13 protein-coding genes and 1 pseudogene are annotated in these 12,895 nt (G+C 58.9%); 3 read left to right on the top strand and 11 right to left on the bottom strand.

The genetic code is table 11. From position 1 onward, the window contains the following. Window positions 1-98 precede the first annotated feature (98 nt). The 6 genes from PQR27_RS06300 to PQR27_RS06275 form a co-directional block, all read right to left on the bottom strand. Window positions 99-1,016, bottom strand: coding sequence for a VOC family protein (locus PQR27_RS06300; RefSeq protein WP_408522851.1), 918 nt, complete (start codon window positions 1,014-1,016; stop codon window positions 99-101). Then, window positions 1,009-1,485, bottom strand: coding sequence for a DoxX family protein (locus PQR27_RS06295; protein ID WP_408522850.1), 477 nt, complete (start codon window positions 1,483-1,485; stop codon window positions 1,009-1,011). The genes PQR27_RS06300 and PQR27_RS06295 overlap by 8 nt, the downstream gene beginning before the upstream one ends. 1 nt (window position 1,486) lies before the next feature. After that, window positions 1,487-3,379, bottom strand: a complete 1,893-nt coding sequence (locus tag PQR27_RS06290; protein WP_408522849.1) for an amidohydrolase — start codon at window positions 3,377-3,379, stop codon at window positions 1,487-1,489. Further along, window positions 3,376-3,666 carry a DUF1427 family protein gene (locus tag PQR27_RS06285; RefSeq protein WP_408522848.1) on the bottom strand — a complete coding sequence of 97 codons (291 nt, stop codon included), beginning with the start codon at window positions 3,664-3,666 and terminating at the stop codon, window positions 3,376-3,378. Before PQR27_RS06285 ends, PQR27_RS06290 begins: the two co-directional genes overlap by 4 nt. A gap of 192 nt (window positions 3,667-3,858) precedes the next feature. Next, a complete protein-coding gene (locus tag PQR27_RS06280) occupies window positions 3,859-4,545 on the bottom strand; it encodes a hydrolase (protein WP_408522847.1) in 687 nt (228 codons plus the stop codon). A gap of 29 nt (window positions 4,546-4,574) precedes the next feature. Next, window positions 4,575-4,916: a carboxymuconolactone decarboxylase family protein gene (locus PQR27_RS06275; RefSeq protein WP_408522846.1), complete on the bottom strand. Its 342-nt coding sequence runs from the start codon at window positions 4,914-4,916 to the stop codon at window positions 4,575-4,577. 294 nt (window positions 4,917-5,210) lie between these two features. Between PQR27_RS06275 and PQR27_RS06270 the strand changes: the two genes are divergently transcribed. Beyond that, window positions 5,211-5,966 carry a TrmB family transcriptional regulator gene (locus tag PQR27_RS06270; RefSeq protein ID WP_408522845.1) on the top strand — a complete coding sequence of 252 codons (756 nt, stop codon included), beginning with the start codon at window positions 5,211-5,213 and terminating at the stop codon, window positions 5,964-5,966. Window positions 5,967-6,084: 118 nt separating this feature from the next. Then, window positions 6,085-6,384: an AMP-binding enzyme gene (locus tag PQR27_RS06265; RefSeq protein ID WP_408525423.1), complete on the top strand. Its 300-nt coding sequence runs from the start codon at window positions 6,085-6,087 to the stop codon at window positions 6,382-6,384. Between the two features lie 138 nt (window positions 6,385-6,522). Here PQR27_RS06265 and PQR27_RS06260 read toward each other — a convergent pair whose 3' ends face one another. Beyond that, entirely contained in the window at window positions 6,523-7,047 is a 525-nt protein-coding gene (locus PQR27_RS06260) for a YceI family protein (RefSeq protein WP_408525422.1), read from the bottom strand. 524 nt (window positions 7,048-7,571) lie between these two features. Then, a complete protein-coding gene (locus PQR27_RS06255; RefSeq protein WP_408522844.1) occupies window positions 7,572-8,813 on the bottom strand; it encodes an MFS transporter in 1,242 nt (413 codons plus the stop codon). A gap of 140 nt (window positions 8,814-8,953) precedes the next feature. Between PQR27_RS06255 and PQR27_RS06250 the strand changes: the two are divergent. Further along, window positions 8,954-9,235: pseudogene (locus tag PQR27_RS06250) on the top strand (LysR family transcriptional regulator); the annotation flags it as partial. A gap of 33 nt (window positions 9,236-9,268) precedes the next feature. Here the strand turns inward: PQR27_RS06250 and PQR27_RS06245 are convergent. The 3 genes from PQR27_RS06245 to PQR27_RS06235 all read right to left on the bottom strand — a co-directional run bounded on the left by PQR27_RS06245 (window position 9,269) and on the right by PQR27_RS06235 (window position 12,635). Beyond that, complete coding sequence (locus PQR27_RS06245) at window positions 9,269-10,111, bottom strand: oxidoreductase (RefSeq protein ID WP_408522843.1); 843 nt, start codon at window positions 10,109-10,111, stop codon at window positions 9,269-9,271. 583 nt (window positions 10,112-10,694) lie between these two features. Next, entirely contained in the window at window positions 10,695-11,582 is an 888-nt protein-coding gene (locus PQR27_RS06240) for a LysR substrate-binding domain-containing protein (RefSeq protein WP_408522842.1), read from the bottom strand. A gap of 75 nt (window positions 11,583-11,657) precedes the next feature. After that, complete coding sequence (locus PQR27_RS06235) at window positions 11,658-12,635, bottom strand: LLM class oxidoreductase (RefSeq protein ID WP_408522841.1); 978 nt, start codon at window positions 12,633-12,635, stop codon at window positions 11,658-11,660. Window positions 12,636-12,895 lie beyond the last annotated feature (260 nt).

Below are 12,895 nucleotides of genomic sequence, written 5' to 3'. Positions count from 1 at the left end.
AGCACGCTATCTTCAGATTTCATCGATCGTCTCCCGTGCCGGGGATGACAGCGCGTGGCCTCGCGACCGTCATGGCGCATCACCCCGGCGTCCCGCGTCTACTGCGCAACCGCATGAATCTCGGCGATATATCCACCCGGGAACTGCACGAGCGCGGCTTCGCGCCGATCCGAAGTGAACGGCGGGACCAGCACCGTGACGCCTGCCGCCTTCGCCTTCTGCAGCGTGTCAGCGAGATTCGTCACTTCATAGCCGGTCATCTCCCGGCCGAATGGCCATGGCAAGCGGCCGTCCGTCACCAGCACCGTCATCCTGCCGAATCCCGACTCGATCCGCACACGCCGGTACGTATCTCCCGGCCGGCCAATTTCGACGCCAGGCGCGTTGTGATCGTCGGACACAACTTTGCCATGCGAAAAAGCCACGAAGTTGCGAATCAATAGATTGGCGCGCTCCGGCGACACGTAGACCCGGTTCTCGGGCACCGTCTGCAAAGAATCATAGTTCGGCGCCTGGTTGTGCCAGTACAACTGCATGTTGACGCCGCCCGGCCAGGAGACGATCGCGTCACGTCCGATCGGATCGGGGAACGCCGCCACCGTGACGTCGGCGTGGTGCCGTCTGGCCGACTTGACGGCCGTGTCGATGTCGGTCACGAGATATCCCGTGCGCTCGCTACCGAACGGATACGGAACAGGCGTCTTGAAGCCGAACACCGACAACGTGCCGACCGGCGTGAAAACGAGTTGCGACATTGTCTTGCTCGACGTGGGTGTCACCTGAAAGACGCCCTGTTGCGACTTGTGGCCGCCGAAGGTTGCGACAAGACTATCGGTGAATTTGTCGAAGTCTTCAGGCGCTACATAGACATGGGTGGTGTCGTATTGCGGCCCCACAGCGAGCTGCGGCTCCGCAACGGGCTGTGGAATTTTCGGTGGTGTAGCCGACGCGACTGACGATGCAGCAAGACAGATGATGGAAAGCGCTGTCGCTGCCAGGGAACGAAGATTACGCATGATATTGAAAGTCCTTTGAGTTTTGCTGAACACCGGCACGGCCTGAGGAATTCTTGATGCCGGCAACGCATGTCGCCATGACGAGCGCGGCGATGAGTCCGAGATGCTCGAAGAAGCCGTTCAACGCGAAAACGTGCGCCTCGCCCGTCAGGTTCCAGAAGTCGTTCGCGACGAGCATCGCAACGGCCGTCAATGCGCCCAGCCCTCCCGTGCCCAGCCACACGAAGCGGTTGGCGATCACGCAGGCGGAGCCGCCCAGCTCGACGACAATCGCGAGTGCCGCCCACAGCCATCCCGGATGAAGTCCGAAATGCCGCTGTTCGAGCACGGCGCCATGAAAGTTCGCGAGCTTGGCCACACCTCCAGTCACATACGCGGACACGAGCGCCGCGCGTACCACCAGCGGCAGCCAGCGCTGCGCGAGCAACACAGCGATCCAGTGCGGATTCCTTGTTGCGTTTGTACTCATGTCAGACCGCCCAGCAGGCGCAGCCGAGCGCGCCCCAGAACGAGCGCACATCGGACGCCGGCGCGTTGTTCGACCAGGCGCGCGCATGGTCGTGGCCATGCACGGCACAACCATTCGAGCAGCCGCACGATAACGCCGCCATCTGCTGCAACGACGCCTCGCCCTCGCCCTTCGAGTCCTTCCATGCCGCGAACCCGCCAAAGCGGCGCACGGGTGACCAGTCGGGCATGGCCGGAGGTGGAGCGCTGTCGTCGAGATGAGCGAACGCCGCGCTGCCATACACAATGCGGCCGCCTACAATCGTCAGATCCGACACCGTGTGCGCGATCTCGTCGTCAGGGCAAGCGAAGAAGTCGCGATCGGGAACGATCAGGTCCGCGAGCTGGCCCACGGCGATCTGACCTTTCTTGCCTTCTTCGTTGGAGAACCAGGTGACCTTCTCGGTCCACATCCGCAGCGCCGTATCGCGGTCCAGACGATTACGCTGCGGATAGAGGCTCAGACCGCCGACCGTCTTGCCCGTCACGAGCCACGCAAGCGATACCCACGGGTTGTACGATGCGACGCGTGTCGCGTCCGTGCCCGCCGACGTTCGAACGTTCTTCTCGAGCATCCGCGCGATGGGCGGTGTCGCTTCGGCCGCCGCCGCGCCGTAGCGCTCGACGAAATACTCGCCCTGGTAGGCCATTCTGTGTTGCACCGCTACGCCTGCGCCGAGCGCCGCGATACGGTCCATCGATCGCTCGGAGATCGTCTCAGCATGGTCGAAGAACCAGTGGATACCATCGAGCGGAATGTCACGGTTGACCTTCTCGAAGACATCCAGCGCGCGGCTGATCGTCTCGTCGTAGGTTGCGTGCATGCGCCATGGCCAGCGGTTTTCGGCGAGCACGCGCACGACCTCTTCCAGTTCACCTTCCATCTGCGGCGGCATGTCCGGGCGCGGCTCGCGGAAGTCCTCGAAATCCGCTGCCGAGTACACCAGCATCTCGCCCGCACCGTTGTGCCGGAAGTAGTCGTCTCCCTGCTTGTACTTCGATGTCTTCGTCCAGTTCAGGAAGTCCTGCTTCTCTGCCTTCGGCTTCTGCGTGAACAGGTTGTAGGCGAGGCGCACCGTCATCTGCCCGTCGCTGGAAAGTTTTTCGATGACCTGGTAGTCCTCCGGATAGTTCTGGAAGCCGCCGCCCGCGTCGATCACACCTGTCACGCCGAGCCGGTTCAGCTCGCGCATGAAATGGCGCGTCGAATTGAGCTGATAGTCGAACGGCAGCTTTGGCCCCTTCGCCAGCGTCGCATACAGAATCGACGCATTCGGTTTGGCGAGCAGCAGCCCCGTCGGGTTACCGTCGCCGTCGCGCGTGATCTGTCCGCCGGGAGGCTCCGGCGTGTCTTTCGTGTAGCCGACCACGCGCAGTGCCGCAGCGTTCAGCAATGCCCGGTCATAAAGATGCAGGATAAAGACGGGCGTCTCGGGTGCGACGGCATTCAACTCCTCGATGGTGGGCAGCCGCTTCTCGACGAACTGGTGTTCAGTGAAGCCGCCCATCACGCGGACCCATTGCGGTGGCGGCGTAATTGCCACCTGACGCTTGAGCATGTTCATCGCATCGGCCAGCGACCGCACGCCGTCCCACCGCAGTTCCATATTGAAGTTCAAGCCGCCGCGCACGACGTGCGTATGGTTGTCGATAAGCCCCGGCAAAACGGAACGTCCCTTCAGATCGATGACCTTTGTCGCCGTACCGGCCAACGACATGACGTCGGCATTGTCGCCAACGGCCGTGAATTTCCCGTCCTTGATGGCGATCGCGCTCGCTGTCGGGTTCGCGCGATTCAGCGTCGTGAAACGGCCGTTGTGCAGAATCAGGTCGGGGGTCTTTGCCGAAGTATTCATGAGCGGGTCTCCTCGTTGCCAGCAATCTTGCGAGCAGTCATGACGCGAGAAATACCGTGCTGCAGTGCGCCGGATGCCGCGGTCGCCTCGTCCGGTGCGCGCGACATCGCTGCGTGAATGGCGGCAGAGAAATATTGCTTGCTGACGGGAACAAGCTGCTCTCCACCGAGAATGCCGAGCAACCCGACCAGCGCAACGAGCGGCGGGGCCGGCGACCGTACGCCAATCAGGTGGTAGATGACACCGACCAGAACGCCGGCACCTAGTGAAAACAGATAGAGTTTCATCGGTTAATCTCTCTTGCAGCTTGCTCACGACGGGATCGCTTGCGGTCGTTGCGACTCCAGCACGGTAAAGCGGCCATCAGGCAGATTCAGATCGGGGCTTTCTTAACTGGATATCATATGCACTCCTGATAGCCGGCGGCGCCTCGCCGCACGGCCGGAGTCATGAAATCAGTTGAGACAGTGCGTGGCCGACTACCTGGCCGGGACTGCGGGCACGATCTCGTGGGAACCGTTGGCGCGCTGCGGCGCCTTGTGCACCATCGTGTATGCGTAGTCAACACCCATTCCGTACGCACCAGAGTGTTCCCTGACGACGTTCATGACAGCGTCGTACGTGTCGCGACGCGCCCAGTCACGCTGCCATTCCAGCATCACCTGTTGCCACGTTACGGGCACGACGCCGGCCTGGATCATGCGCTTCATCGCATAGTCATGCCCGTCCTTCGACGTGCCACCCGAGGCGTCTTCGACCATGTAGATCTCGTAGTCGCCTTCCAGCATCGCGCTGAGTGCAAAGGTGTTGTTGCAAACCTCTGTCCACAGGCCGGAAACCACGATCTTCTTACGTCCATTCGCAGCCAGCGCGTCACGAACCTTCTGGTCGTCCCAGGAGTTCATCGACGTGCGTTCGAGCACCGGCTGACCGGGAAACACGTCGAGCAGTTCGGGGTAGGTAAAGCCCGAGAAGCTTTGCGATTCGACCGACGTAATGGTAGTGGGAATGCCGAATAGGTTCGCTGCCTTGGCGAGACCGACCACATTGTTCTTCAGGACCTGCCGATCAATGGATTGGACGCCGAATGCCATCTGCGGTTGTTGGTCGATGAAAAGCAGCTGGGAATTTTGCGGCGTCAGTACTTCAAGCTTTGGATTGCTCATGATGGGTTCCTTTCAGTGTGTATGGGTGATCAGGCTTGCTTCAGCTTGTCGATGGCATCCAGCACGTGCGTGCTGTACGTGATGGCAGCGCCGGCGTTCAGGTTGATCGCGACACCCAGTGCTTCTGCGATTTCCGCATCGGACACGCCGAGCTTGACGGCCTCTGCCGAATGAAAGGCGATGCAACCATCGCAGCGCGTGGTGACTGCGACGGCCAGCGCAATGAGCTCACGCGTCTTCGCGCCGAGATGGTTCGTATTGGCGCCCGCACCGGCGATGAGGCCAAAACCGCGAAGGGTGTCCGGCGTGCGTGTGGACAGTTCCTTGAGGCGGACATTGACGTCCTGAATCGTTTCTTTCCACTCAATCATGAGATGACTCCAATAGGGATGCATGGGAGCAGGCGCAGAGCAAGCCACTCAACCGGCCCACGGTTCGCCTCGCTTCGGATCGATGTGATTCATCGGCTCCGGGCGTCAACGAATTGACTGGGATGAATGCTAGTCGCGGCCGCGAAACGCGTCCTTGAAATACGTTCCGACCTTGCAATAAATTTGTTATCTATTTGATTATTATGGACTTTTAGTGTACTATCCAAGCGAACGAATCGGCATGTAACGACCATCACCCCCGCGTAACAGTGGGCGAACATGAGGTTGGCGAACATGAACCTTGTTGAGATGCTCCAGGCCGCCGGCATCGACGGAAACAAGGCCGACTTCTATCTGGCCTCGCTGGAACTCGGCGAGTCCACCGTCGCTTCGATCGCCCAGAAGGCGGGCATCGGCCGCACCAATGCCTATGAAGTGCTCGACCGGCTGCTCGCCGACGGACTCGTCGCGACCGTGCAGAAAGGCGCGCGCAGCTATGTAATTCCGCAGGATCCAATCGCACTGCTCCGGCGCATCGAGGCGCAGCGTCAGCTCGTTCAGGAAGTACTCCCGCGACTGCGCTCGATTCACAACTCGGCTGCTGGAAAACCGCGGGTGCGCTATTTCCCGGGTATCGAAGGGATCAAGACTGTGCTCAACGAACTGCTCGAATGTCAGAGTAAAGAGTTGCGCGCGGTGATGTCTAACAGCGAACTGTTTCAGACGCCGGGTTTTGAGGCCATCAGGGACATTGCGGTGCGACGCATCCGTGCGGGTATCAATCTGCGCGTGATCCGCTCGGGCCCCGGCGATACGCGCGATCTGTGGCAATCGTCGAAGCGCGATCTTCGTGAACTCCGTTTCGCGCCCGCCGATTTCGAAGTGGGTATCACGACCTATCTCTACGACGACACCGTGGCCTTCGTTTCATCGCGGGCCGAGCACTATGCGCTGTCCATTCAAAGCGCGGAGTTCTTTGCGTTCGAGTGCAGTCTGTTCGAAGTGCTATGGAGCACGAGCACGCCCGATCGGTCCGACAAACCCGCGTGAACCGCTTTCAGGCGCACCGGGGGTGCTGCGCCGTCGAGGTGCCTTGAATATTTAAATAGGACGGTAGCGCGACGGGTACAAAGCATATTCGTCAGAAAGCGCGCTATGGCAAAGTCAGCTGTGTCCGCTGCGTCTAAACCAGGCCGCATGCACTCGCCGCGCCCCCATTCCAGCAACGCCGGCGCTCGGCGCCGTCGATGCGGAACGTGGGTCACGCGTAAAGGCGTACATCGTTCTTGCCAGCGGATTCGACGCCAATGCGGAGACGGCCGACAGTATTCGTCAATTTGTGCGCGACGCGCATTCGCAATTTGATTACCCGAAGGTGATCGAATTCCTCGACGAACTGCCGAGTTCGCAATCGGGCAAGGTCAACCGGAAGGCACTTCGTGAAAGGTGCCCTATAACCGAATTCTGACGATCCTTGAAGTTCTGAACGCCCGAATAGTGTCGAGTCCGCACTCGATGACGGAAGACACTTCCCAACAATCCAACGCGAAGAATGGTTAAAGAAGGTGGCGGGCATCGGGTAAGTTTGTCGATGACCGCCCACTGCCTAGTCTGCCTTCACGCCTTCAACCTGGATCTGCAAGCGAGTCAGTGTCTTGAAGCCATAGTTAGTGCCCCAGCTTACGCCGTAGTCGGCGCGGTCGAATTGCGCGCTGGCTTCCGCACCACACACCTCCCGCTTGATCAGCGGGTTGATGAAGCACTTGAAGGAATCAATCTTCAACGTCAGCGGCCTGGTTACCCCGTGAAACGTGAAATCGCCCGAGACTTCGATCGGCGTGTCGCCGTCGAACCGGAACGCACTGCCTTTGAACGTCGCAGTCGGATACTTGCTGACATCGAAAAATTCCTCCGACTTCACGCGCGTGTCGAGTTGCGCATTACCGGTGTCGATCGACGCCGTATCAATCGATACGTCGATTGTGCCAGTCTTCGCAGTGCGATCAACTGTCACGACGCCGTTGCTTTTCGTGAACTTCCCCCGCCAGATCGAAATGCCACCAAAATGGTCCGATTCGAAGCTAGGATAGGTGTGCCGAGGGTCAAGGTTGTAGGTCGTTGAGGTCGCCATGGCTGACCCCGCGATCAGCGCAAGAACCGCAGATACAATCACGTGCTTGTTCAAATCAGACTCCTTGTGTGTAGGTAATGGGCCGCTTACCGGCCGCTGCTGAGAACGTGACACTCGCCCAACGAAACTGCGCCTGACTGCAGCTACTTCGTCAGGCTCCTCATTCAATGTGAACTCACCTGCATTGAGAATATGTGTCTCAGCTTTCGACAAATCCCGCTGATAAGCTGCAACCTCCCGAACTGGAAGGATGGGTCGTAGTTTCCCCAGATAGCGAGCGTGGGTGGGTGGTGCTCTCCTGGCCATGTGGTTAGGCGCCGCTGCGCAATTAACACCGGAACTTCCGCTCGACAACGGCTTTGATTACCTCAGGATCGCTAACGAATATTCCCCGTGAAGTTCTAACCATATCCGTTCATGTGATCATGCTAACCGTGTAACTATACGACGACAAGTGAACAGGTTACTTATTCTATGTCTATCCACGCAACAATGTCGCCGGGTCACCCGGGGAAGTCTCTACGTCAGGTTAGTGCTCCTGTTAGGGCTTTGTCGTTCACGGCCAGCGCCATAATGGCAGCGACAAGTGCTAACGCGATAGACGTACACCACAGCGCGTCGTACCGACCTGATTTGTCAAAGACGATTCCTCCTGCCACGGCGCCTAATGCACCTCCGATTGCGTGCCCTGCGGACAGCAACCCCATCGACAACCCGAGGACGCGGATCCCCACGCTTCGAACCAGAAGCGCTGCAGTGACCGGTACGGTTGAATAGTCGAAAAGTCCGAATAGCACGGCAAACAGTATCAATCGCGGATAGCTGAGGTCCACGAACATCAACAGCAAGAAACACAATACCCTTGCCACGTAGATGCCGGCGAGCAGAGCGGGTCGGTTGACACGATCAGACAGCCATCCAGCGCCGATCATTCCGACGAGGTTAACTCCGGAAAGGACGCCGTATGCGGTTGCGCTTGGAATCGGTCCAAATCCACACAATGAAGCGAACGGGAGGAAGTGCGTCTCGATGACTCCACTTGTTGTAAACCCGCAGATCAGGTAGCTCCAAAACAGGAGCTGAAACGTTCTGCTCCGTACCATCAATCCAAGTCGATCGACAATGGTATCTTGTGGGATCGAACCATCTCTCGACCTCCTTCTGTAAGAGGCCATCGGTTGTGTTCCAGGACGCACAAGAAGCAGAACTAGCGGACATAAGGCAAGACTCGCGATGCCAAGCGCCGCAAAGCCCATCCGCCACGAACCCCCAGCCATTGAGGCGGCCAGGAATGGGAGAAGTGCTACCTGCCCAGCGGTTGAACCCGAGGTTCCGATCCCGGTGGCCAATCCCCGATTTTCAGTAAAGCGCATCGCAATAGCGGTTGCCACAACATGTTGTGCAATGATTCCAAAGCCCAGCCCTCCGATCAAGCTGAAGCTCACAGCGAGCAACCAGGTCTGGCTGGGGCTGGAAATTAGTGTGACCGACAACATGCCCAATCCAAGGATCAGAAGCCCCAATGACAAGAGTCGCCGTGGTCCGTATCGATCGATGGCGTTACCCGCAAACGGGGCAACAACCGCAATCATCAACAGGGCCGCGGCAGCAATAGACGAAGTGAACGAGCGGCTCCAGCCGAATTGGGTTTTCCAGATCGGCATCGACAGGGACAGCGCGCCTCGAGAGGAAAAAGACACCGCAAGCGCCGTGAATCCAATGAGCACTACCAGCCAGTTCTGCGAAAATCGTCGCCCGGGAGTCATCGTGTATTAGATCCTTGTAATGTGACGCCCCTGGTTAGCCATCCCGGTCGAATCGATTCGATTTCTCTGACTACAGGCTACCAGGACGAATAGGCACCGGCATCGTCTCACCCTCACCCCACTGCGTCGACGACGGCGGCACCGCAGCGGCCGCTCGCCTTGGAGTAAGCAAGGCCGCAATGAGCCAGCGCATCGCAGAACTGGGGCGAACTGCGGGCGTCGCACTGACGCTACGTACCACCCGCAGCGTACGACTCACCCAAGCCGGGCAGCGGCTCGTCGACAACAGTCATCTGGAGTAAGAGCACACTACGACGAGCTTTGCGACGGTACGGGAGATGGCGGGCGTTGCGCCCGGGTTGATCTGGGCAACCGCACCTGTGGCGTCCGCGCGGCAGCAGTTGCTGCTGAAAATTTCTGCGTCTCCGTGGGCCATAACGCCCTCCGCTAAAGTTTCAAGAGAACCCAGTGGATTTCGAAACGGATTCCCATGTGTCAATTTCGCGCCTCAGTGCAGATATTTTTTCGCGAACCACGCTTAACGCATCTTCACCCAGCACGAGGTGGACCGGCGGGTCAACCTCGTCGATCAGGTTCAGCAGGACCGTTGCCGCCTTCGCCGGATCTCCTGGTTGCTTCCCATCTTTCGCCATACGGGCTCGGCGGATCGGCGCAAACACCGGATCGTAGTCTTCGATGTTGTGCTCCGTGCGCACCATCGATCTGCCCGCCCAATCTGTTCGAAACGCGCCCGGCGCAACTGCCGTCACCTTGATACCGAAACTACGCACTTCCTGCTCGAGGGATTCTGATATCCCTTCAAGTGCGAACTTGCTACCGCAGTAGTACGAGATGCCGGGAAATGTTACGAGCCCCGCCATCGATGTGATATTGATAATGTGACCAGTGCGTCGTATTCGCATCGATGGGAGCACAGCCTTGATCATCGCGACTGCGCCGAACACGTTCACATCAAATTGACGACGCAGTTCATCGAGCGGTGATTCCTCGAGGATTCCTTCATGACCGTATCCTGCACTATTCACGAGAACGTCGATCGGGCCGACGCGCTCGGCGACTTCTTTTATCGTGGCATCGACTGAATTGAAATCAGACACATCCAGGAGCACGCTGTGAGCGTGACTTGCATGCAATCCGTCAAACTCAACTTTCGCAGAATCGTTTCTTACAGTACCAATCACAACGTTGCCGGCAGCCAATGCTGCTTCTGCCAAAGCGCGACCAAAGCCGGAACTCGCACCGGTAATCAAAAAAACGCGCTGGGCGGCTTTGCTCATGATTGAAACCTCGCTTTGGGTAATCTACGAAATGCTGGATCCAGCAGCCAATCTGGTAACAAATAGGGTGCCAGGTACGAAGGATTCGTCTGCGCCAGGCGAAGGTTTTGCGACGGTTGCCATCATCGCGGATGTATTCTTCGAAATTCTGACGCCCCATATAGCCGCGCCCGTATGTTCGGATTGTTGACGCATCACGTACAAAGCAGCTTAGCAATGTTTCCAGAACGCGTAAGCGGTTTGTGACGATAAGGGTATCGTGAAAATAGATACCTTCGAGCCGAAGCTCGATCAGACACGATGTCGCGTTTAACGCTTCTTTGCCCAATGGTCCTGCACCACACATCCGATCAGCAATGCGCCGGCAATGAAGAAGACCGAGTGCATGCCAAAGTGAACGCCAATCAGGCCACCAATCAGTGGGCCGACAACCTGTCCTGCGTACTGTCGACATGTTCGCCAGCAAAACCATAGTCGCTGTCGTCAGGAGTGACGGCGATTGCGCTGTAGTTTAGTGCCGCTAAAGCGAATTACCCATGGGGTAATGACTTGCCCACCTGGAGGCGAAATTGGACGTTGTCCGCTACGCTGCCGCCATCAAAGGTCCGAACTCCGAGCGCGAGACTTCGACGAAAGCGCGCATGGCGCTCGAAATATAAGCGTCGTGCCGTCGGACGAAAAGCGTCTCGACACGTGCTTTTTCAGGCGAGATCTCATGGATGGCAATGATGTCCTGCTGCGCTGCTGCCGCGACCACGCCCCGTGGCAGCAGCGTGACCCCGATACCGGCCGCCACACACGCTATGATTGCGTCCAGCGAGCGGAACTCGAGCAGCGTCGTCACGAGAATCCCCATCTCTGCAAGCAGCGCTTCCAGACGCTGGTGATATGCACACCCTGCGCGGAACACAATCGTCATCATGTCGGGGGCCGACGTCAAATGCTCAAGCGAGTGTATGGTACGCGGTGTCACAAGCACCAGTTCTTCATGGAAAATCGTCTCGCTGTGAAGCTCTGGGTGATCGAACGGACCGGCTATGAACGCCCCATCCAGACGACATTCCGCGACATCCACCGCGAGGCTGCAGCTTGTTCCAGTCGTCAGCGACAGTCTGACCTGCGGATACGACCGCGCGAAGTTACTCACTATCGGCGAGAGCCGCAGCGCCGCATTGGTTTCCAGGGTTCCCAACGCCAGGGAGCCGCATGGCGGGCCGTCGTCCATGGCCGCCAGACGGGCGTCTGCGACAAGCTTGGCAATTCGCGCCGCGTAGGGAAGCATGCGCTGGCCCGCCGGGGTCATGCTCACACCCCGGACATGCCGCCGAAAAAGCGCGACGCCAACTTCTCTTTCCAGTGAACGAATCCTGGCCGTGACGCTGGACTGGACAGTATGCAACTCTACGGCCGCCCTGTTCATGCTCCCATGGCGAGCGACCGCTTCAAATGCCTTGAGATCGGCAACATCCATAACACTGTCCTATCGAAAAAAAACGCCTGTTTCAGCGGTAGCCGAATTGCGAATGCTGCGGGATCGTTCGTCCGATCATAGTGCACCCAAGGCCGGAAAACGCGGCACGATATAAGTGGCAAGCTCGTCGAGCACCGCCTCCGCGGGCCGGCTTCCGAACTTCAAGTTGAGTAGTACATGGTTCGCGCCGGCTCGCTCGAGCGCCTCCAGATGCCGCATCAACCAACTTCGACCCAGGCGGTGGCCGTTATGGATCGGCGTGGGCGATACGTCCGGATCGGCGACCAGATCGATCTTGTAGGGCAACGCAAACGGCTTGAACGTACCGGGCGAGACGGCGTCGACTGTGTCGTGCCATTGCCGGATCAGCTCCACCTGGAAGTCCAAGGGTCGTAGATAGGTAATCCAGCCGTCCGCTTTGCTTGCGATCCAATCGACCGATTGCTGGCTGTTACCGGTGACGATTAACGGCACCCGGGCCGAAATGGGCTTGGGCACGGGGTCGGCACCGTATAGCGTGCCATAGCGGCTCTCGAATTCCGGATATGTGTTACCCCAAACCGCGTTCAGATATTCCACTTGCTCGCGGAACAGGACACCGCGCTCTTCGCGGTCGACACCGAACGCCGGAAATTCCACCGGGCGGTCGCCCGAGGCGATGCCGAGCACCAGGCGGCCGCCGGTGAGCTGGTCGATGCTGGCTGCCGCCTTGGCGGTGTGCAACGGATGGCGCAATGGCAGCACGATAGCTGCGGGAAACAGGGCAATGGACTCAGTCTGGCCGGCCACATATCCAAGCCACGTCCAGGGATCGTAGATTTGCCCCAGATCGCCAAAGGTCGGATCGCGCAGTGGCACGTCGCGTACGCCAAGCGCGGCGAACCCCACCTGCTCGGCCTTGCGAGCAAGCGGGATCTGATCGCGCATGGTTGGCGCATCGCCGGGATATGACTCGATTGCGAACGTCAGGCCAAGTGTCAGGCGGCCGCGCGCGAACATACGCGAAAAGCCGGCATTGGCCTGCGGCGCGGCATGGGGCGACGGTGTCAGCATGACAGACACCGTGGTGAGGAGGTGAGCTGGGCCGGGCGGAACGGACGCGCGGCGAATGCGGGTGGCTTATCCGGCAGGTCGTCGGCCGAGCGGCCGGCGCTGCTGCCACAAGTCGTCGCCACGGAAGCGTATTGCGGGTTAGTGTTCATCTGAATTGCCTGATAATCTCGAGAGATACCATGACGTTTCGGTCGTGATTGGGATGCCCCGTATTCTGAACGACCTTCGACGCGAAATTATTGCGGTCCGTGGCAATTCAA

Origin of the sequence: Paraburkholderia fungorum (assembly GCF_046027215.1) — a bacterium.
Lineage (GTDB): Bacteria > Pseudomonadota > Gammaproteobacteria > Burkholderiales > Burkholderiaceae > Paraburkholderia > Paraburkholderia fungorum_D.
Note: the sequence above shows the minus strand (reverse complement) of the source record. Positions and strands in the feature narration are given on the sequence as shown.

What these genes read in the sequence shown, in the direction of transcription:
- PQR27_RS06300 (WP_408522851.1), bottom strand. Translation starts at nt 1,016, where the DNA reads ATGCGTAATCTTCGTTCCCTGGCAGCGACAGCGCTTTCCATCATCTGT.
- PQR27_RS06295 (WP_408522850.1), bottom strand. Translation starts at nt 1,485, where the DNA reads ATGAGTACAAACGCAACAAGGAATCCGCACTGGATCGCTGTGTTGCTC.
- PQR27_RS06290 (WP_408522849.1), bottom strand. Translation starts at nt 3,379, where the DNA reads ATGAATACTTCGGCAAAGACCCCCGACCTGATTCTGCACAACGGCCGT.
- PQR27_RS06285 (WP_408522848.1), bottom strand. Translation starts at nt 3,666, where the DNA reads ATGAAACTCTATCTGTTTTCACTAGGTGCCGGCGTTCTGGTCGGTGTC.
- PQR27_RS06280 (WP_408522847.1), bottom strand. Translation starts at nt 4,545, where the DNA reads ATGAGCAATCCAAAGCTTGAAGTACTGACGCCGCAAAATTCCCAGCTG.
- PQR27_RS06275 (WP_408522846.1), bottom strand. Translation starts at nt 4,916, where the DNA reads ATGATTGAGTGGAAAGAAACGATTCAGGACGTCAATGTCCGCCTCAAG.
- PQR27_RS06270 (WP_408522845.1), top strand. Translation starts at nt 5,211, where the DNA reads ATGAACCTTGTTGAGATGCTCCAGGCCGCCGGCATCGACGGAAACAAG.
- PQR27_RS06260 (WP_408525422.1), bottom strand. Translation starts at nt 7,047, where the DNA reads ATGGCGACCTCAACGACCTACAACCTTGACCCTCGGCACACCTATCCT.
- PQR27_RS06255 (WP_408522844.1), bottom strand. Translation starts at nt 8,813, where the DNA reads ATGACTCCCGGGCGACGATTTTCGCAGAACTGGCTGGTAGTGCTCATT.
- PQR27_RS06245 (WP_408522843.1), bottom strand. Translation starts at nt 10,111, where the DNA reads ATGAGCAAAGCCGCCCAGCGCGTTTTTTTGATTACCGGTGCGAGTTCC.
- PQR27_RS06240 (WP_408522842.1), bottom strand. Translation starts at nt 11,582, where the DNA reads ATGGATGTTGCCGATCTCAAGGCATTTGAAGCGGTCGCTCGCCATGGG.
- PQR27_RS06235 (WP_408522841.1), bottom strand. Translation starts at nt 12,635, where the DNA reads ATGCTGACACCGTCGCCCCATGCCGCGCCGCAGGCCAATGCCGGCTTT.